Origin of the sequence: Streptomyces liliifuscus (assembly GCF_016598615.1) — a bacterium.
In the GTDB taxonomy this organism is placed as follows: Bacteria; Actinomycetota; Actinomycetes; order Streptomycetales; family Streptomycetaceae; genus Streptomyces; species Streptomyces liliifuscus.
Genome location: NZ_CP066831.1, coordinates 6,711,557 through 6,730,652 on the forward strand (window position 1 = coordinate 6,711,557; position 19,096 = coordinate 6,730,652).

Here is a 19,096-nt window from a genome sequence, read left to right on the forward strand (position 1 = left end):
CCGCTCAGCCCTCCTTCACGAACCCCTCGTCCTTCATCCAGTCCAGCGCGACCGCGTGCGGATCCTCCCCGTCCACGTCCACTCGTGCGTTCAACTCCTGTGCCACGTCGTTGTTCAGGCGTTTGGTGATCGGGTCGAGGACCTGCGCGATCGCCGGATACTTCTTCAGCGCCTTGGAGTTGATCTCCGGAGCCACGTTGTAGTTGGGGAAGAACTTCTTGTTGTCCGCCATCACGACCAGGTTCATCGACTTGATGCGCCCGTCGGTGGTGAACACCTCTCCGTAGGTGCAACTCCCCTTCGCCGCCTGGGTGTAGATGATCCCGGTGTCCATCTGCGTGACGTTCCCGGCGGGCAGCTTCATGCCGTACGCCTTCTCCATGCCCGGCAGCCCGTCGGCCCGGTTGGCGAACTCGCTCTCCACGCAGAGCGTGACCGCCTTCGGATCGGACTTCGACAGCGCGGCCACGTCGGAGAGGGTCTTCGTGCCGTACTTCTTGAAATTGGCCTGGTTCATGGCGAGGGCGTAGGTGTTGTTCAGCGCCGACGGAGGCAGCCAGGTCAGCCCGTTCTTCAGATCCGCCTCGCGGACGGCCTCCCACTGCTTGCGCGGATCGGTGATGGGACCGCTGTTGCCCTGGTAGGTGATCCAGGCGGTGCCCGTGTACTCGTACATGCCGTCCGCGTCCCCGCTCTTGACGGCCTCGCGGGCGCCGATGGAGCCCTGGATGCCCGTGCGGTCCAGCACCTTCGCACCGGCCGCCTCGAAGGCGATGCCCATGATCGCGCCGAGGATCAGCTGCTCGGTGAACTCCTTGGACGTCACGGTGAGATCGGCGCCCTTGAGCGGCTTCCCCTGCCCGATCGAGCCGGGCTCCACGTCGTCGACCATGGGCGAGCCGCTGGTCAGCCCGCACCCCGCCGAGGCCGCCAGCATCGCCCCGGCGGCCACCAGACCCGTACGCCGTCTCATGTCCCCGCCTCCAACCCGAGTGGGCTGAGCAGCAGTTCGGCCAGCGAGGCCAGCCAATCGACCAGCAGCGCGAGGGCCACGGTCAGGATCGAGCCGAGCACCAGCACCGGCATCCGCTGGTTGGTGATCCCGGTCGTGATCAGCACGCCGAGACCGCCGCCCCCGCCGAAGGTGGCAAGGGTCGCCGTGCCCACGTTCAGGACGAGAGCGGTACGGACACCGGCGAGGATCAGCGGTACGGCCAGGGGCAGTTCGACCCGGGCCAGTACGCCCATGGGCGACATGCCGATGCCCCGGGCGGCCTCCAAGAGCGTTGGGTCGTTCGCCTTGAGCCCGGCGATCGTGTTCGACAGGACCGGCAGGACGGCGTACGCGATGATGCCGATCAGCGCCGCCTTCTGGCCGATGCCCAGCCAGATCACGAGCAGCGCCAGCAGACCGATGGCGGGGGTCGCCTGCCCCATGTTGGCGACGGCCATCGCGGCCGGGGTCGCCCTGCGGAACGCCTTGCGGGTCAGCAGGATGCCCAGCGGGATCGCGATGATCAGCACGAAGAACGTGGAGATCACCGTCAGTTCGATCTGCTGCCGCAGTGCCTTCCACACCTGGCCGCCGGAGAGCGCGTTCTCCGAGAGCGGGTCCAGGTCCGCCTGCCGGAACCAGAGCCAGGTGGTGAGCAGCACCACGGTGAGCACGGCCGGCAGCAGGGTCAGCTTCTGCCAGGTCACCCGGGAGGCACGGGACTTGACGGCCGGGGGAGCCTTCGCCGCCTCGGACCCGGAGCCCGCCCCGGGATCCGCCCCGGAGTCCGTCCCGGCGCCCTCGTCGCCCGGGTCCGTCCCGGTGTCGTGGTCGGTCTCCGGGGCCCTCACGCCTTCGCCTCCCCGCCGGCACCGGCGGTGCCCTCCTGCTCGTGGTGGGTCTGCTCGGCTCGCGTCTCCTCCAGTTCGTGCTGGTGCTCCATCGCGTCGAGCCGGTCGGCCTCCAGCAGTTCGTGCACGGAGTTCATCAGCGTCTCCATGTCCACGACGCCGGTGTACTCCCCGCGCCGCCCCGTCACCACGACCCGCCCCGCGTTGTCGATGAGCACGGCCTCCAGCGCGTCCCGCAGCGTCGCGTCCCGGGTCACCGTGTCGTGCACCAGCGTGCCCGCCCGGGCCAGCGAGCCCTTGGCCCGCATCAGGTCCCCGCGCCGCAGCCACTTGTAGGGCCGCCCACGCCGGTCGAGCAGCAGGATCTCGTTCGTACCGCTCGACCTCAGCCTGTTGAAGATCTCCTGCAGCGGATCGTCGACGGTCACCGTCGGATAGTCAGTGATCTCCACATCCCGTACGCGCGACAGATTGAGCCGCTTCAGCGCGGCCCCGGCGCCCACGAACCCGGACACGAAGTCGTCCGCGGGGTTGGTGAGGATGGCCTCCGGGGTGTCGAACTGGGCGATGTGCGACCGCTCCCGCAGCACGGCGATCCGGTCGCCCAGCTTGATCGCCTCGTCGAAGTCGTGGGTGACGAAGACGATCGTCTTGTGCAGCTCGTGCTGCAGCCGGATCAGCTCGTCCTGGAGGTGGTCACGGGTGATGGGGTCCACGGCCCCGAAGGGCTCGTCCATCAGCAGTACGGGCGGATCGGCGGCCAACGCCCGTGCCACACCGACCCGTTGCTGCTGCCCGCCGGACAGCTGCCGCGGATAGCGCCCGTGGAACTCGCCCGGGTCGAGACCGACCAGATCCAGCATCTCCTCGACCCGCGAGGTGATCCGCGCCTTCGGCCACCCCACCATCCTCGGCACGAGGGCGATGTTCTGGGCGACCGTCATGTGCGGGAAGAGCCCCGAGGCCTGGATCGCGTACCCGATCTTGCGGCGCAGCTTCACGGGGTCCATGTGGGTGACGTCCTCGCCACCGATCCTGATCCGCCCGCCCGTCGGCTCGATCAGGCGGTTGATCATCTTCAGGGTGGTGGACTTCCCGCACCCCGAGGGGCCGACGAAGACGACGAGTTCACCCGCGTTGATCTCCATGTTGACGCTGTCGACGGCGGGGTCGGGGCTCCCCGGGTAGCGCTTGGTGAGGTTCTCCAGCTCGATCGTGGCGCCGGTGGTGGCGTTCGCGCCGGTGGTCGCAGCGGCAGACGTGGTGGTCGCGGTGGTCGCGGTCGGCTCAGGCACGGATCCCCCTGGGAATGGTCAGCCGCCCGATGAGGACGTACGCGGCGTCGAACAGCAGGGCCAGGACGATGATCCCGAGCGTGCCCGCGAGCACCTGGTTGAGCGCGTTCTTGCTGCCCAGGGAGGCGATGCCGCGGAAGATCTCGTTGCCGAGACCCGGCCCCGAGGCATAGGCGGCGATGGCGGCGATCCCCATCAGCATCTGGGTGGAGACCCGGATCCCGGTCAGGATCGGCGGCCAGGCGAGCGGCAGTTCGACCCGCAGGAGCCGGGCGAGCCGTGACATCCCGATGCCGGTGGCCGCGTCGACGAGCGAGGGGTCGACCCCGCGCAGCCCCACGATCGAGTTGCGCACGATCGGCAGCAGCCCGTACAGGGTCAGCGCGATCACCGTGGGCGGAACCCCCAGCCCCACGATCGGGATGAGCAGACCGATCATGGCGAGCGAGGGGATGGTCAGCAGGGTCGCCGTCGTGGTCGTGGCCAGGCTCCCGGCCCACTCGCTCCGATAGGTGACGACACCGACCACCACACCGATCACCGTGGCGACGACCATGCACTGGAAGACGGCGCTGGCGTGCTGGTAGGCGTCGGCGAGGAGCTGCTGATGGCGACTGCCCAGGTACTCCCAGAAGCTCACCCGCTTTTCACCCCTGTCGCCTCAGCCGTCACTGTCGCCTCAGTCGTCGTCCTCCGCGGCCTGCTCCACCAGCGGGATGATCCGCAGCGGCACGGGGTTCTCCATGACGATCGCCGTGGAGGCCCGGACGATGCCATCAAAACCGACAACCCGGTCGATCACCCGCTGAAGATCGGCGTTGGACCGCGCCACGAGCCGGCACAGCATGTCCCCGCCGCCCGTCGTCGTGTGCAGCTCCAGCACCTCGGGCACGGTCGCCAAGTGCGCCCGTACGTCCGTGCCTTGGCCCTGGCGGATCTGCAGCGTCGCGAAGGCGGTGACGGGATAGCCGAGGGCCGCGGGATCCACCTGCGGCCCGAACCCCCGGATGACTCCATTCGACTGAAGCCGGTCGAGCCGCGCCTGCACGGTCCCGCGCGCGACCCCGAGCCGCCGGGACATCTCCAGCACACCGATCCGCGGCTCCCGCGCGAGCAGCACCAGCAGCCGCCCGTCCAGATGATCGATCGCCATGAAGGCCTCCGAGGTGGTCATCCTGTACACAAAGACCGATCTACCCGGCCTTTCTCTGCACATATTGCCCAGCAGGTTCGCAAACTATTGCGCACCTTGCCGAACGGAGAGAGCCTGCGGCCATGGCAGCTATCTCTGCGAACACCCACACCACCCCCGACACCGCGCGGCAGGCAGACCCCTTCCCGGTCAAGGGAATGGACGCGGTCGTCTTCGCCGTGGGCAACGCCAAGCAGGCGGCGCACTACTACTCCACCGCCTTCGGCATGAAGCTGGTCGCCTACTCCGGACCGGAGAACGGCAGCCGCGAGACCGCGAGCTACGTCCTGGAGAACGGCTCCGCCCGCTTCGTCCTCACCTCCGTCATCAAGGCCGCCACCCCCTGGGGCCGCTTCCTCACCGAGCACGTGGCGGAGCACGGTGACGGCGTGGTCGACCTCGCCATCGAGGTCCCGGACGCCCGCGCCGCGTTCGCCTACGCCGTCGAGCACGGCGCCCGCCCCGTCACCGAGCCCTACGAGCTGAAGGACGAGCACGGCACGGTCGTACTCGCCGCCATCGCCACGTACGGAAAGACCCGCCACACCCTGGTCGAGCGCACGGGCTACGACGGCCCCTACCTTCCCGGGTTCACGGCCGCGGACCCGATCGTCGAGCCGCCCGCCCATCGCACCTTCCAGGCCATCGACCACTGCGTCGGCAACGTGGAACTCGGCCGTATGAACGAGTGGGTCGCCTTCTACAACAAGGTCATGGGCTTCACGAACATGAAGGAGTTCGTGGGCGACGACATCGCCACCGAGTACAGCGCCCTGATGTCGAAGGTCGTCGCCGACGGCACGCTCAAGGTCAAGTTCCCGATCAACGAGCCCGCCATCGCCAAGAAGAAGTCCCAGATCGACGAGTACCTGGAGTTCTACGGCGGCGCCGGCGTCCAGCACATCGCGCTCAACACGAACGACATCGTGGAGACCGTACGGACCATGCGCGCGGCGGGCGTCCGGTTCCTCGACACCCCGGACTCCTACTACGACACCCTCGGCGAATGGGTCGGCGACACCCGCGTCCCCGTCGACACCCTGCGCGAACTGAAGATCCTGGCCGACCGCGACGAGGACGGCTACCTGCTCCAGATCTTCACCAAGCCGGTCCAGGACCGCCCGACCGTCTTCTTCGAGATCATCGAACGCCATGGCTCGATGGGCTTCGGCAAGGGCAACTTCAAGGCCCTCTTCCAGGCGATCGAACGGGAGCAGGAGAAGCGCGGCAACCTGTAGTCGCCGCATCCCGCAGGGCAGCCGGGGCGCTGTCGCACCGAGCCGTACCGAGTCACACCGACTCACACCTGACCCAGTGCCCCCAACGCCTCCTTCGCCGCCGGAACGCCCAGCGGCGAGAAGTACGGACTGATCCGCAGCGCCTCCTCAAGATGGCGGCGCGCGGGTCCCTCCATCTTCAACCGCCGCTCGATCATGCCCCGGTGGTACGCGTAGGGCGCGCTGCGGACCGCGCCCACGTGCTGCTTGTCCGTGGCCTTCGTGGCGAAGACGAGCGCGTCCTCGTGCTGCCCGGCGCGATGCAGCGCCCACCCCAGTGCATCCGCGACCGCCGCGGAGGGATGCCGCTCCCACTCCTCCCGCAGCAGCCGCACGGCGGCCTCCGGGTCACCGTGGTCCGCCTCGAAGAGACCCGCCACGAGGTCGGAGTTCACCCCACCGGCGGCGCCCTCCCGCACCCGCTGCCGCACCACGTCGTACTGGGCGCGCGCCTCGTCGCCCAGCCCCAGCGACTCGTACAACTCGCCCAGCTCCCACGCGTACTGAGGCAGCGCCCGCTTCTCCGACGCGGCCCGGTACGCGCGCACGGCCTCCGGGGTCCGGCCCAGCGCGGCCAGCGCCCGGCCCTGCCCCGCGAGCGCGGAGTGCCCGTCGGGATCGGCCCGCACCGCGGCCTCGAAGGCGCGCAGCGACTCGGTGGGCTCCCCGCGCTCCCAGGCCAGCTCCCCGGCCCCGGCGAGACAGTCCGCCCGCTCGGCCGGAGCCGAGGCGAGCGCCACCGCGTCGGAGAGCGCGGCGGCGGCATCCTCGCGCTGCCCCTGGTCCCGGTGCACGAGGGCGGCCCGCGCCAGCACCCGTGCCCTCGGCGCCGCCGCCCCCTTCGGCAGCCGGACGAGCCTGGCCAGCGCCTTGTCCGCGGCCTTGAACTCCCCGAGCCCCCGGTACGCGTCGATCAGCGCCGGATAGGCCGTCCACCGCTTCGGCGAGGCCGCCACCGAGGCCTCGCCCCACTTCCGCGCCGCCCGGAAGTCGTGCCGGGCATTGGCGAGCGCGGCCAGTCCGTCGAGCGCCTCCACGTTCTTCCTCGGCTTCGCCCGCAACGACGTACGCAGCGCCTTCTCGGCCTTCGGGTAGAACCGCGCGTCGCCGGTCCGCTCACCCCGCTCCGTGTACGCCGCGCCGAGCACCGCCCACGACCGCACATCACCCGGATGGGCCCGCAGATGCGCCTCGCGGTCCCCGATCAGCGCGACCAGATCGGGCAGCGAGGCGGGCGCCCCGGCCCCGACGGCGGTCTCGGCCCGAGCCACCGGACCGGGCGCGGGCGGCGGCCCGCCGCGCTCGGGGGGCGCCGCCGTCAGCACACCGCCCAGCACGGCACACCCCACGACGGCAGACCCCACGACGACACCGACGAGCGTCCACCTCTTGGCCGAACGGCCCCCTGGGCCATCCGCCGGGCCACCGACCGGATCGCCCGCCGGACCGCCCGCCGAACCCGAGGCCAGCTCTTTTCCCATGCCGCTCTCCATGCGGCTCACTGTGCGCCAATACGAAGAGCACACCCGGCCACCACCCCGGCACGGAAAGCCTCGCGCGGGCGGGGTTCACACCGATGGCCCCGGGTGCGACGCTGTGATCATGAGCCGTATCGAAGCCCGACCCGATGAAGACACCGTGGCGGTGGGCAGCCTCGTCGACCGTCTCCTCGCGGGCCTGCCGGCCGAGGCGGTCCTCACCGACCCGGACGTCACGGTCTCGTACGCCAACGACATGGCCAGCTTCTGCGAGGCCGGCACCCCCGCCGTCGTGGTGCTGCCGCGCACCGTCGAGCAGGTCCAGCACGTCATGCGCGTCGCCACCGAACTGCGTGTCCCGGTGGTCCCGCAGGGCGCCCGTACGGGCCTGTCGGGCGCCGCCAACGCCTCCGAGGGCTGCATCGTGCTGTCCCTCGTCAGGATGGACCGCATCCTGGAGATCAGCCCGGTCGACCGGATCGCGGTCGTAGAGCCGGGCGTCGTCAACGCCACGCTCTCCCGCGCCGTCAACGAACACGGCCTCTACTACCCGCCGGACCCCTCCAGCTGGGAGATGTGCACCATCGGCGGCAACATCGGCACGGCGTCCGGCGGCCTGTGCTGTGTGAAGTACGGGGTGACGGCCGAGTACGTCCTCGGCCTGGACGTGGTCCTCGCCGACGGACGCCTGATGTCCACCGGCCGCCGTACGGCGAAGGGCGTCGCCGGATACGACCTGACCCGCCTCTTCGTCGGTTCGGAGGGCTCGCTCGGCATCGTCGTACGGGCCACTCTCGCCCTCAGGCCGCAGCCGCCCCAACAGCTGGTGCTGGCCGCCGAGTTCGCCTCCGCCGCGGCCGCCTGCGACGCGGTCTGCCGGATCATGGAGGGCGGCCATGTGCCGTCCCTCCTCGAACTGATGGACCGTACGACGGTGAAGGCCGTCAACGACATGGCGAACATGGGCCTTCCGGAGTCCACCGAGGCCCTGCTCCTCGCCGCCTTCGACACCCTCGACCCGGCCGCCGACCTGACGGCCGTGGGCGCGCTCTGCGAGGCGGCCGGCGCCACCCAGGTCGTACCGGCGGACGACGCGGCCGAGTCCGAACTGCTGCTCCAGGCCCGCCGGTTGTCCCTCACCGGCCTCGAAGCGGTCAAGGGCACGACGATGATCGACGACGTGTGCGTACCGCGCTCGAAGCTCGCTGAGATGCTCGAAGGGGTCGACCGGATCGCCGAGAAGTACCAGCTGACCATCGGCGTCGTCGCACACGCCGGTGACGGCAACACCCACCCGACCGTCTGCTTCGACGCGGGCGACCCCGACGAGTCCCGGCGCGCCCGCGAGTCCTTCGACGAGATCATGGCCCTCGGCCTGGAACTCGGCGGGACGATCACCGGCGAGCACGGCGTGGGCGTCCTCAAGAAGGAATGGCTGGCGCGCGAGATCGGCCCGGTGGGCGTGGAGATGCAGCGGGCGATCAAGACGGCGTTCGACCCGCTGGGGATCCTCAACCCCGGCAAGCTCTTCTGAATCCCGGGAAAGCTCTTCCGGGCCACCTCCTCGGCTTCTCGCGCCCCTCCGTCTCACTCCCCGTCCTTGGACTCGTCCGAGGGCCAGGGGTCGCGCAGCCAGAGATCGTCGGCCGGGGTGGGCGCGAGCAGCTCGGCGAGGCCGTCGTCGATACCGAGCTGCTCGGCCTCGGAGCCCGGGGGCACCGCCCGCAGGGTGCGCTCCAGCCAGGCCGACACCTGCGCGGCGGGCGCTTCGAGCAGGGCGTCCCCGTCGGGCGAACTCAGCGCCATCAGGACCACGCTCCGCCCGGCGACCTTCGTCGGCCACACCCGCACATCCCCGTGCCCGCACGGCCTGAACACCCCCTCCACGAGCAGCTCGCGCGCGAACGTCCAGTTCACGGGGTGGTCGGAGCCGATGTGGAAGGCGATGTGGACGGCGTACGGATCGTCGGTGCGGTAGCTCAGCCGGGCCGGGACCGGGATGCTGCGCTCGGGGGACAGGACCAGTTTCAGTTCGAGCTCGCGCTCCACCACGGTGTTCATGTCGTGCGTTTCCTCTCGTCCGGTGGCCCTGTGGGCGGGCCCGTACGAGTGGAGAGGGCGCGGGCGGCGAAGCATTACGCGGGTTCGCGGAACTTTTTCCGCGGGCGCCGGCACACAACCGCCGTAGACGACCGGCAGACACGATCAGCACACGGCCGGCAGACGATCGTCACCCGACCGGAAGCGGCCGGAAAACGTGGCGGAACCTTGCTCGAAGGGGGTAGGTACGCGAGGAGCGGCAATGGCCGTTGCGCCGGTCTGATAGATGTGGACGCTCAACACGACCCCCGAGCAGATACGGGACGACGGACATGAGCGCCCCAACCCCGGCCCCAGGCGACGACAGGCCCCGCGAAGGGTATTACCCGGACCCCTCCATTCCCGGATATGTCCGGTACTGGAACGGTGCCGCGTGGGTGCCGGGCACCAGCCGGCCGGCGCCGTCCGGCGGCGAGCCGCTGTCGTCGCCCGCGGACGAACGGTCCGTGCCCGCCTCCACGGAGGAGACGGGGCCGCACTTCTTCGACGAGGACCCGCCGGCCGCGAACCCGTCGCCCGCCGACGCCCAGCACGGCAGCCGGCCCGAGCCCGCGACCGCGTGGGGCGCCGACCGCTCACGGCAGACCGGCTTCGGCGGCGACCCGGACCGCCGGATCCGCTGGGGCAAGCCCGATCCGCGCGTACCCGCCGAGCAGCAGGCCGAGTCCGCCGGGCCCTCCCTGCCGTCCCAGCCCGACGGCAGGTCGGACCACACGGACGGCATGGCCACGTTCCAGTCGTACGAGTCCCAGGCCGATTCCGGTTCCGGTGCCGAGTCCGACGGGGGCTCGGGGGCCCTCAAGCCGCCGGGCTCCGGCGGTTCGGTGGTGTTCCGCAGGCCGACCGGACCGGTGCAGCCCACCGGAGCGGCGGGCTCCGCGGGTTCCGAAGGCGCCGGGGCCTCGGACAGGGCCGCCGGGCCGGCCGGGGGAGCGGGCGCGGCGGGAGCCATGGGCGCCGGACGCGCGCATGTCTCGGGCGCCGACCGTTCGGGCGCTGTCCCCGGCTCCCGTGAACCCCTCGCCTCCGAGGGCACGATGACGTTCAGGGCCGTACCGCGCGGGGGACAGCAGCGCGGGTCGGGGGCCTCCGCCGCCCAGTCCTCGGCGGCGGCCCAGGCAGCCGCGGCCCAGGCCCAGGCCGCCCCCCAGGGCCCCGCAGCCGCCTTCCCGGCGGCCCCCGCGACCCCGCAGCGGTCCGCCGCGCCGCAGTCCGCCCCTGAGCGGTCCACCCCCGGCACCCCTGCGCAGTCCGGCTCCGGCGCGCCCATGGCCGCGGGTGCCGGCGGCGGGCAGCCCTCCTGGGCCCAGCAGGTGCACCGCCTGGCCGGGCCGGAGGCCGACCAGCCCGTCGTGCCGTGGAAGCCGGTGCGGGAGGACCCGTTCCAGGCGGTGGCCCGCTCGCAGGCGAACGCGCGCCCGGCGGGACTCGGCAAGCGTCTGGCGGCCAGGCTCGTGGACACGGTGGTGCTGGCCGCGGTCACCGGCGCGGCCGCCGTTCCGCTGGGCACCAGGGCCCTGGACCACGTCAACGAGAAGATCGACGCGGCCAAGCTGTCGGGTGAGACCGTCACGGTCTGGCTCCTTGACGGCACCACCGCGGTCTACCTCGGCATCATCCTCGCCGTACTTCTCCTCTTCGGTGTCCTCTACGAGGCGCTGCCCACCGCCAAGTGGGGCCGCACCCTCGGCAAGAAGCTCTGCGGCCTCCAGGTGCGGGACATCGAGGGCGGCGACCCGCCGTCGTTCGGTCTGGCGCTGCGCCGCTGGCTCGTCTACAGCGTTCCGGGGCTTCTCGCCATCGGTGTCGTGGGTGTCCTGTGGGGCGCGTTCGACCGCCCGTGGCGCCAGTGCTGGCACGACAAGGCGGCCCACACGTTCGTCGCGGGCTGACCGCTCCCCCGGACGGCCGCCCCCCATTGCGCAGTCGGGGGGTTCGCGGTCGACTCGGGATATGACGACCGAGCCGCCGCCCCCGCCGGATGACGATCCGTTCAAGAAGAAGCCGTCGGACGAGGGCTCGTCCGGCGGGCAGCCGCCGCCCGGCGAGGGCCCGCCGTTCGATCCCACCCGCGGCAACGAGCCCCCGCCGGGCACCGGTTCCCCGTACGGCGCCACCCCGCCGCCACCGCCCTACGGCGGCGGTGACCCGTACGGCAGCGGTGGTGGTGACCCGTACGGCGGCGGCCCGTACGGCAACGACCCGCTGGCCGGGATGCCTCCGCTCGCCGACAGCGGCAAGCGCACGCTCGCGCGGATCATCGACATGATCCTCGTCGTCATCGTGGTGTGGCTGGTGACGTGGGCCTTCAACGTCAACGAGTACGACGTGGACACGGACAAGATCGACTACGGCAGGTCGTTCGGCCAGTCGCTGATCGCCGCGGTGCTCTACGTCGGCTACGACACCGTCATGACCGCCAGGGCGGGGCAGACCCTCGGCAAGAAGTGGCTGCACCTGCGGGTGGCGAACCTCGACAACGGCTCCACGCCCTCCGTGCAGACCTCGCTGGTCCGCGCGCTGGTCCTGTGGCTGCCGTTCGCGTTCTGCTGCGCGTGCATCTGGACGGCGATCGCGGGCGGTTGGAGCTTCTTCGACAAGCCCTACAAGCAGGGCCTGCACGACAAGGCGGCCAAGACGGTGGTGGTCAGCACGGGCTGAGTTCCACAGGAGTCGGCACGGGCTGAAGTTCCACAGGAGTCGGCAAGGCCGAGTCCACAGGCGGCGCAGACGACCGGCGGGTCCGTGGTCAACGGGCCCGCCGGTTCGTGTTGCGGTTCGGGGCGGCTCAGGCGCGCTCGCGGACCGGCTCGGGTGCGCTGGCGGCCGCGACGGTCTCGCGCTGCACCGGAACTCGGTGTTCCGAGAGGGTGACAGACGCGGGCCGGGCAACGGACACGGTCGGCGCGGCGGGCTTCGGTACGGGAACCGTCATGGCCACGAGGAGGCCGAGCACGAGGGCGGAGAGCGCGATCACCACGACTCCCAGGCCCGAACTCGTCTGTGACAGCAGCAGCATGGCGAGCGTGGAGAAGATCACGGTGCAGGAACCGTAGGCGAGCTGTGCGGCGGTCGGACGAGGCATGGCTATTCCGATCCTCGGGGTGGGGGTCTCCCCCCGTGCCTCTCGCGATGGGGGAGGGTGCGGATAAGAATCTGGGGTTCGACAACGGTGTCCGGTTGGCAAACCACCGGAAATCCGGCGAGCCGCCAACCGACTCTAATCGGCTGTCTGCCCGAGCGGAACGAGCAGTAAGCGTGACCTAACCCACGGTGCCGGTGCACAGGGGGCGCACGGAGTCATGGCGTCCATCAAGTGGACGTTCGAACGCGCCTGTTGATTCGTACACCGTTCTTCCGTGAGCGGACGAATGTCCGTGCGCGGCGCACGACCGCCGGTGCATAGCCCACTTGACCTGTTCAAGTCAAGATCTGTCTTTTCTCCTTCAACTCCGGTCGAATGTCGTCACTTGTGACGCGCATAGAGCGCGCGCGGACTCCATGACCTGGACACCCCTCCATTCCGCGCGCCCGGGCGCGGGGGAGGACTGCATCAAGTGACCAGCAGACCATGGACGTTCAGAGCAGCCGCGGTGGGTGTGTCGCTCGCAGCGGCCGCTGCCACGTTCTCGACCTTCGCGGTGGCGCAGGCCGCTGCCGGCGAACAGCCGGCCGCGGCGGCGGGCCGTCAGGATCCGGCCGCGAACCGGCAGGACCCGGCGCGCGCCGAGAACCACACCGATCGCGAGCACGACCTGAAGGGCCCGCTGACCGAGCGTCAGGAGGCCCAGCGCGAAGAGGCGCTCAAGAAGGTCATATCCGGCGACGCCACCGTCAAGAACCGCGGCGGCTCGCAGGTCGTGAAACTCCAGGACGGCAAGTACGTCGAGCTCGGCCGGGAGAAGACCGATCAGATCTTCACGATCCTCGTGGAGTTCGGCGACAGGACGGACCCACGCTACGGCGGCACCCCGGGTCCCCTGCACAACCAGATAGCCGAGCCGGACCGCTCCGAGGACAACAGCACGGCCTGGCAGGCGGACTACAACAAGAAGCACTTCGAAGAGCTCTACTTCGGCACCGGCAAGGGTGTCGAGTCGATGAAGAAGTACTACGAGAAGCAGTCCTCGGGCCGCTACTCCATCGGCGGCGCGGTCTCCGACTGGGTCAAGGTGCCTTACAACGAGGCCCGTTACGGCTCCAACAAGTGCGAGCCCGACACCTGCGCGTGGAACGCCGTCGCCGACGGTGTCACCGCCTGGGTCGACGCCCAGAAGGCGGCCGGCAAGTCCGACGCCGCCATCAAGTCCGAGCTGGCCGCCTACGACAAGTGGGACCGCAACGACTTCGACGCCGACGGCAACTTCAACGAGCCCGACGGCTACATCGACCACTTCCAGATCGTGCACGCGGGCGAGGACGAGTCCGCGGGCGGCGGCGCCCAGGGCGAGGACGCCATCTGGGCCCACCGCTGGTACGCGTTCGGCACGGACGCCGGCGCCACCGGGCCCACGGGCAACAAGATGGGCGGGGCGCAGATCGGCGACTCCGGCATCTGGGTCGGCGACTACACCATCCAGCCGGAGAACGGCGGACTCGGCGTCTTCGCCCACGAGTACGGCCACGACCTCGGTCTGCCGGACCACTACGACACCACCAACACCGCCGAGAACTCCACCGGGTTCTGGACGCTGATGTCGTCCGGTTCCTGGCTCGGCGAGGGCAGGAACACCATCGGTGACCTGCCCGGCGACATGACCGCCTGGGACAAACTCCAGCTCGGCTGGCTGAAGTACGACACGGCCAAGGCCGCGACGCGCTCCACCCACAAGCTGGGCGTGGCGGAGTACAACACCAAGAACGCCCAGGCGCTGGTGGTCGAACTGCCCGAGAAGGAGGTCACCAACCCGGTGGTCACCCCGGCGCAGGGAGCCACCCAGTGGTGGAGCGGCAGCGGTGACGACCTCAAGAACACGCTGACCCGTTCCGTCGACCTCACCGGCAAGTCCTCGGCCACGCTGACCCTCGACGGCTGGTACGACATCGAGACCGACTTCGACTACCTCTACACCGAGGTCTCGACCGACGGCGCCAACTGGACGCCGCTGGACGGCACGGTCGACGGCGCGGCCCTCCCGCGCGACGGCAGCGGCAAGCCCGCGCTGACCGGCACCGTGGACGCGTACAAGAAGCTCTCGTTCCCGCTCGACGCCTACGCGGGCAAGAAGTTCGACCTCCGCTTCCGCTACCAGACCGACGGAGGGGTGGCCCAGAAGGGCTTCGCGGCCGACGTGATCACGGTGACGGCCGACGGTTCGCCGGTCTTCTCGGACAACGCCGAGACCGCCGACTCCGCCTGGAAGGCCACGGGCTTCTCCCGCATCGGCGCGGCCGTCACGGACGACTACGCGCAGTACTACATCGCCGAGAACCGCCAGTACGTGTCGTACGACAAGACCCTCAAGACCGGCCCGTACAACTTCGGCTTCTCGAACACGCGCCCGTCCTGGGTGGAGCACTTCCCCTACCAGAACGGTCTGCTGATCTGGAAGTGGGACACCTCCCAGAACGACAACAACGTCAGCCAGCACGCCGGCACCGGTCTGCTGCTGCCGGTGGACGCCCACCCGAAGCCGCTGAAGTGGTCCGACGGCACGCTGATGCGCAGCCGCATCCAGTCGTACGACTCGCCCTTCAGCACCTACCGGACGGACGCCCTCAGGCTGCACAAGGCGGACGTCGCGACGAAGATCCCGTCGCTTCCGGGCAACCGGATCTTCAACGACCACAAGAACACGTACTACGACGAGACCAACCCCACCGCCGGTGTCCGTGTCACTGACACCAACACCAAGATCGCGATCGTGAAGGAGCCGCGCGACGGCTCGACGATCACGGTGAAGGTCTCGGCCGCGACGAAGTAAAAGGCATTTCCGCAGGTCAAACCATGATCGGCCGCAACCCTCTGGCGGGTTGCGGCCGATCGTGTTTAGGTGCGTGCTGTGACTCTCTTATTGACACTGGTTCTCACGGGGGTGTGACTGCATGGCCGCAGGAGGTTTCTGCAAGCTGCCGAACGGCACGGTGGTGGTGGCGTTGAACCTGCCCCGACCGCCCGCCGCGGGCAGCGGCTCGGTACGCGTGCTCGTGCACGCCCAGAACCGCGCCCGCGCCCTGACGCGGCTGCGCAACCTGGGCATGCGGGCGGTGTACCTGCGCGGCAACGCGGAGCCCCCGACCCCGGACGAGATCACCGCGGTCCTGCACCATCCCGACGGCCTCATATGGCGCACGGCCCCCGGTGCCGACGCCTGCGCGGCGGAGCTCTGGCACCCGATCCGGGCGCTGATGCGACGCACGGCCACGCCGCAGGGATTCTGAGTATTCGGCTGGCGTTCGATGAGCCGCTGCGGGTTTGTCGTGGCTCGTCGCGCCCACGCGGCGGAGCCGCAAATGTCACAGCCCCGCGCCCCTTACGGGGCGCGGTCAGACGATCGGCTTGCCGCTCAGTTCCACGCCCGCCGCGCTCAGCTCCTCCAGGGCTCGCTCGGTGGTCTCCTCGGACACTCCTGCGGTGAGGTCGAGGAGGACCTGGGTGCGGAAACCCTCGCGGGCCGCGTCCAGGGCGGTGGCGCGGACGCAGTGGTCGGTGGCGATGCCCACCACGTCGACCTCGGTGATCTGGCGGGCACGCAGCCAGTCGCCCAGCGGCACGCCGTTCTCGTCGGCGCCCTCGAAGCCGCTGTACGCCGCCGCGTACGCCCCCTTGTCGAAGACCGCGTCGATCGCGCCGGAGGCGACCGCCGGGGCGAAGTTCGGGTGGAAGCCGACGCCCTCGGTGCCCGCCACGCAGTGCGCGGGCCAGGAGTGGACGTAGTCGGGGTTGTCGGCGAAGTGGCCGCCGGGGGCGATGTGGTGGTCGCGGGTCGCCACGACGTGGCGGTAGTCGGCGGGGGCCTGCCCGATCAGCTCCGTGATCGCGGCGGCGACATCGGCTCCGCCGGACACGGCGAGGCTGCCGCCTTCGCAGAAGTCGTTCTGCACGTCTACGACGATCAGGGCGCGGCGCATGTCGGTGTCCTTCTGCGGGTTGTAGTGGGCTGATCGCACAGTTCCCCGCACCCCTGACGGGGCGTGACTGTGCGACCGAGCTGTTGCCGTTGCATTCCCGCTCCTCGTCCGTTCATGCCCGTTCGGGCTCGGGGTGGCCTGAGGTGTGCGCCCGGGTGTTCCTCGGATCCGGTCCCACGTGGCTCATACGTACTCGGTCGGAATGACGGCTTCCCCGCGGGAGAGCTGGGTCGCCGAGAGGGGCAGGTTCGCGCGGGCCGCCGCGTGCCGGTCGCGTACGACGTCCAGGGGCTCGCGGGCGAGGACCTGGCCGCCCTTGACGAGCTCCACGAGGAGCTGACGGTCGCTGAGCTCGGCAGGGACGGCCCCGAGGCCGACCACCTCGGCCTCGGCGACCCCGTACGGGTCGAGCCGCCGCGCGGCCCATTTGCGGCCGCCGATGGACGTCTTTCCGCCCGTCGACTTCTTCGCCACCGGAACCAGCGGAGCCTTCGGGTCCGCGGACTCGGCACGGGCGACGAGCTTGTAGACCATCGAACATGTCGGATGGCCGGATCCCGTCACCAGCTGGGTGCCCACGCCGTACGCGTCCACGGGCGCCGCGGCCAGCGAGGCGATCGCGTACTCGTCCAGGTCCGAGGTCACGATGATCCGGGTGTTCGTGGCGCCCAGCTCGTCCAGCTGCTGGCGCACCCGGTGCGCCACGAGCAGCAGGTCACCGGAGTCGATGCGGACCGCCCCGAGCTCGGGCCCGGCCACCTCGACGGCCAGCCGGACGGCCTCGGCGACGTCGTACGTGTCGACCAGCAGCGTGGTGCCCCGGCCGAGCGAGTCCACCTGGGCTTGGAAGGCGTCCCGCTCGCTGTCGTGGAGGAGCGTGAAGGCGTGGGCGCTGGTGCCGACGGTCGGGATGCCGTAGCGGAAGCCCGCGGCCAGGTCGGAGGTGGTCGTGAAGCCGCCGACGTACGCCGCCCGGGACGCCGCCACCGCGGCCAGCTCGTGGGTGCGGCGGGCACCCATCTCGATCAGCGGGCGCTCCCCGGCGGCCGAGGCCATCCGGGAGGCGGCGGCCGCGATCGCCGAGTCGTGGTTGAGGATGGAGAGGATCACGGTCTCCAGGAGCACGCACTCCGCGAAGGAGCCCTCGACCCGCAGGATCGGCGACCCGGGGAAGTACACCTCGCCCTCGGGATAGCCCCAGACGGCGCCACTGAAGCGGTAGGAGGCCAGCCACTCCAGGGTCGGCTCGTCCACGACGCGGCGCTCGCGCAGGAAGCCGAGGACGTCCGCGTCGAAGCGGAAGTTCTCGATCGCGTCCAGCACCCGTCCGGTCCCCGCCACGACGCCGTAGCGGCGGCCCTCGGGCAGCCGGCGTGTGAAGACCTCGAAGACCGAGCGCCGGTCGGCGGCACCGCCCTTGAGGGCGGCCTGCAGCATGGTCAGCTCGTAGTGGTCCGTGAAGAGCGCGGTGGAGGGAACATCAACCGGCAGCCCTAGGTCCGCAGTGTTCATGGCAAAGAATGGTACCCCCTATCTCGTCACTCTGACGATTTGTGGGGCTCGTTTGGCCGGGCACCCACCTGTGGTGGCAGCATGGGCCGTGTGACGGCTCCCGCACCCCTAGAGACCGAAAAAACCGAGTCGGCGGAGGAGGTCTTCGCCGTACCCGAGCCCGACGTCCCCTGGGTGACCATCGTCCACAACGACCCGGTCAACCTGATGAGCTACGTGACCTACGTCTTCCAGACGTACTTCGGCTATCCGAAGGACAAGGCCACCAAGCTGATGCTCGACGTCCATCACAAGGGCCGGGCCGTGGTCTCCAGCGGCACACGCGAGGAGATGGAGCGCGATGTGCAGGCCATGCACGGCTACGGTCTGTGGGCCACCCTCCAGCACGACCGGAAATAGGCCTGAAGCAAGGCCGGTGGCAGACCGGCAAACACAGTCCGACCGGCAGTTGCCCGACGCCCGCGCAGTACTGGAAGTAGCGACGCACCTGATGCCAGGACACTTCGAACCGCTCCCCGGCGGCGGCGCGGCCGTCGCGCTCGACGAGGTCGAGATCTCCATCATCCGCTCCCTCGCCGTACAGCTCCTGGAGCTCATCGGGCCGGGACCGGGCGAGGACGCCTCCGACGACCCGCTCGCCGAGCTGTTCGCGGAGGGGCCGAGCGAACCGCCCTCCGATCCCGTGCTGAAGCGGCTCTTCCCCGACGCGTACAGCGGGCCCGACGTCGAGGCGAACTCGCCCGAGCAGGCCGAGGAACAGCGCGCCTACTCCGCGGAGTTCCGCCGCTTCACCGAGAACGACCTGCGCGCGGCCAAGCGCGAGAACGCGCTCACCGTGATCCGCTCCCTGGACACGCTCTCGGCCGTGGGGGAGGGCGGGGCGGTCCTCAAGCTCTCCGCCGAGGAGTCCGAGCAGTGGCTGCGCGCCCTCAACGACCTGCGCCTGGCCATCGGGTCCCGCCTCGACGTCGTCGACGAGGAGGACACCGACCTCCTCTACCGGCTGCCGGACGAGGACCCGCGCAAGCCGATGGTGATGGCGTATCTGTGGCTGGGCGGGCTCCAGGAGACGTTGGTTGAAACGTTGATGTCCTGACATCTTCCGTTCGCTCAGCGGACGCTCAAATCCGAATAACGATCCCGTCACCGTGACCGCGCCCTATGGGGCGCGGTCCGACTTTTGTCCGGTTCTCCCTGTGGTGTGCGCTACACGCGCCTCGGGTGATCAGCATTGCGGCCGTGATAAATCTTCACGACCGCCCGGCGGGACGCCACCCATGTCCGGCCGGGTGCGCCACCGGTCGGCGGATCGCCGACCAGGCACGA

Annotated in this window: 18 protein-coding genes; 8 read left to right on the forward strand and 10 right to left on the reverse strand. The window is 70.2% G+C overall.

Annotated features, from left to right (window positions below; translation table 11 throughout):
- Positions 1-4: 4 nt before the first annotated feature.
- The 5 genes from JEQ17_RS28950 to JEQ17_RS28970 are packed head-to-tail and all read right to left on the reverse strand — an operon-like array spanning position 5 to position 4,293.
- Entirely contained in the window at positions 5-973 is a 969-nt protein-coding gene (locus tag JEQ17_RS28950) for a glycine betaine ABC transporter substrate-binding protein (RefSeq protein ID WP_200397897.1), read from the reverse strand.
- Positions 970-1,845 (reverse strand): ABC transporter permease, encoded by an 876-nt coding sequence (locus JEQ17_RS28955; protein WP_200397898.1) that lies wholly within the window; start codon positions 1,843-1,845, stop codon positions 970-972. Before JEQ17_RS28955 ends, JEQ17_RS28950 begins: the two co-directional genes overlap by 4 nt.
- Positions 1,842-3,140 carry a betaine/proline/choline family ABC transporter ATP-binding protein gene (locus JEQ17_RS28960; protein WP_407700091.1) on the reverse strand — a complete coding sequence of 433 codons (1,299 nt, stop codon included), beginning with the start codon at positions 3,138-3,140 and terminating at the stop codon, positions 1,842-1,844. The genes JEQ17_RS28955 and JEQ17_RS28960 overlap by 4 nt, the downstream gene beginning before the upstream one ends.
- A complete protein-coding gene (locus JEQ17_RS28965) occupies positions 3,133-3,780 on the reverse strand; it encodes an ABC transporter permease (protein ID WP_200397899.1) in 648 nt (215 codons plus the stop codon). Before JEQ17_RS28965 ends, JEQ17_RS28960 begins: the two co-directional genes overlap by 8 nt.
- 39 nt (positions 3,781-3,819) lie before the next feature.
- The gene (locus tag JEQ17_RS28970) at positions 3,820-4,293 is read right to left on the reverse strand and encodes an Lrp/AsnC family transcriptional regulator (RefSeq protein WP_055617039.1); all 474 of its coding nucleotides are present in this window, start codon (positions 4,291-4,293) and stop codon (positions 3,820-3,822) included.
- Positions 4,294-4,415: 122 nt separating this feature from the next.
- Between JEQ17_RS28970 and hppD the strand changes: the two genes are divergently transcribed.
- Positions 4,416-5,570, forward strand: coding sequence for a 4-hydroxyphenylpyruvate dioxygenase (gene hppD / locus JEQ17_RS28975; RefSeq protein WP_407700092.1), 1,155 nt, complete (start codon positions 4,416-4,418; stop codon positions 5,568-5,570).
- A 62-nt stretch (positions 5,571-5,632) separates the two neighbouring features.
- Here hppD and JEQ17_RS28980 read toward each other — a convergent pair whose 3' ends face one another.
- Positions 5,633-7,102 carry a tetratricopeptide repeat protein gene (locus JEQ17_RS28980; RefSeq protein ID WP_234048404.1) on the reverse strand — a complete coding sequence of 490 codons (1,470 nt, stop codon included), beginning with the start codon at positions 7,100-7,102 and terminating at the stop codon, positions 5,633-5,635.
- Positions 7,103-7,205: 103 nt separating this feature from the next.
- On the opposite strand from JEQ17_RS28980, the gene JEQ17_RS28985 reads away from it, so the two are divergent.
- Complete coding sequence (locus JEQ17_RS28985) at positions 7,206-8,621, forward strand: FAD-binding oxidoreductase (RefSeq protein ID WP_200397900.1); 1,416 nt, start codon at positions 7,206-7,208, stop codon at positions 8,619-8,621.
- 53 nt (positions 8,622-8,674) lie between these two features.
- Here the strand turns inward: JEQ17_RS28985 and JEQ17_RS28990 are convergent, their stop codons facing one another.
- Positions 8,675-9,148 carry an SsgA family sporulation/cell division regulator gene (locus JEQ17_RS28990; RefSeq protein WP_200397901.1) on the reverse strand — a complete coding sequence of 158 codons (474 nt, stop codon included), beginning with the start codon at positions 9,146-9,148 and terminating at the stop codon, positions 8,675-8,677.
- A 311-nt stretch (positions 9,149-9,459) separates the two neighbouring features.
- Here JEQ17_RS28990 and JEQ17_RS28995 point away from each other — a divergent pair, with 311 nt between their 5' ends.
- On the forward strand, positions 9,460-11,079 hold the full coding sequence (locus tag JEQ17_RS28995) for an RDD family protein (RefSeq protein ID WP_200397902.1): 1,620 nt from the start codon (positions 9,460-9,462) through the stop codon (positions 11,077-11,079).
- 61 nt (positions 11,080-11,140) lie between these two features.
- Entirely contained in the window at positions 11,141-11,848 is a 708-nt protein-coding gene (locus JEQ17_RS29000; protein ID WP_200397903.1) for an RDD family protein, read from the forward strand.
- 127 nt (positions 11,849-11,975) lie between these two features.
- Here JEQ17_RS29000 and JEQ17_RS29005 read toward each other — a convergent pair whose 3' ends face one another.
- Positions 11,976-12,272, reverse strand: a complete 297-nt coding sequence (locus tag JEQ17_RS29005; RefSeq protein WP_200397904.1) for a hypothetical protein — start codon at positions 12,270-12,272, stop codon at positions 11,976-11,978.
- A 472-nt stretch (positions 12,273-12,744) separates the two neighbouring features.
- Here JEQ17_RS29005 and JEQ17_RS29010 point away from each other — a divergent pair, with 472 nt between their 5' ends.
- Both JEQ17_RS29010 and JEQ17_RS29015 read left to right on the forward strand, forming a co-directional pair.
- Positions 12,745-15,111 carry an immune inhibitor A domain-containing protein gene (locus JEQ17_RS29010; protein WP_200397905.1) on the forward strand — a complete coding sequence of 789 codons (2,367 nt, stop codon included), beginning with the start codon at positions 12,745-12,747 and terminating at the stop codon, positions 15,109-15,111.
- Positions 15,112-15,232: 121 nt separating this feature from the next.
- Positions 15,233-15,568 (forward strand): hypothetical protein, encoded by a 336-nt coding sequence (locus tag JEQ17_RS29015; protein WP_189843439.1) that lies wholly within the window; start codon positions 15,233-15,235, stop codon positions 15,566-15,568.
- A 105-nt stretch (positions 15,569-15,673) separates the two neighbouring features.
- Here JEQ17_RS29015 and JEQ17_RS29020 read toward each other — a convergent pair whose 3' ends face one another.
- Positions 15,674-16,258: a nicotinamidase gene (locus tag JEQ17_RS29020; RefSeq protein WP_200401773.1), complete on the reverse strand. Its 585-nt coding sequence runs from the start codon at positions 16,256-16,258 to the stop codon at positions 15,674-15,676.
- A gap of 183 nt (positions 16,259-16,441) precedes the next feature.
- The gene (locus tag JEQ17_RS29025) at positions 16,442-17,770 is read right to left on the reverse strand and encodes a nicotinate phosphoribosyltransferase (protein WP_200397906.1); all 1,329 of its coding nucleotides are present in this window, start codon (positions 17,768-17,770) and stop codon (positions 16,442-16,444) included.
- Between the two features lie 81 nt (positions 17,771-17,851).
- On the opposite strand from JEQ17_RS29025, the gene clpS reads away from it, so the two are divergent.
- Positions 17,852-18,169, forward strand: coding sequence for an ATP-dependent Clp protease adapter ClpS (clpS, locus tag JEQ17_RS29030; protein WP_189843437.1), 318 nt, complete (start codon positions 17,852-17,854; stop codon positions 18,167-18,169).
- A 91-nt stretch (positions 18,170-18,260) separates the two neighbouring features.
- Positions 18,261-18,866, forward strand: coding sequence for a DUF2017 domain-containing protein (locus JEQ17_RS29035; protein ID WP_055617034.1), 606 nt, complete (start codon positions 18,261-18,263; stop codon positions 18,864-18,866).
- The last annotated feature ends 230 nt before the right edge of the window (positions 18,867-19,096 follow it).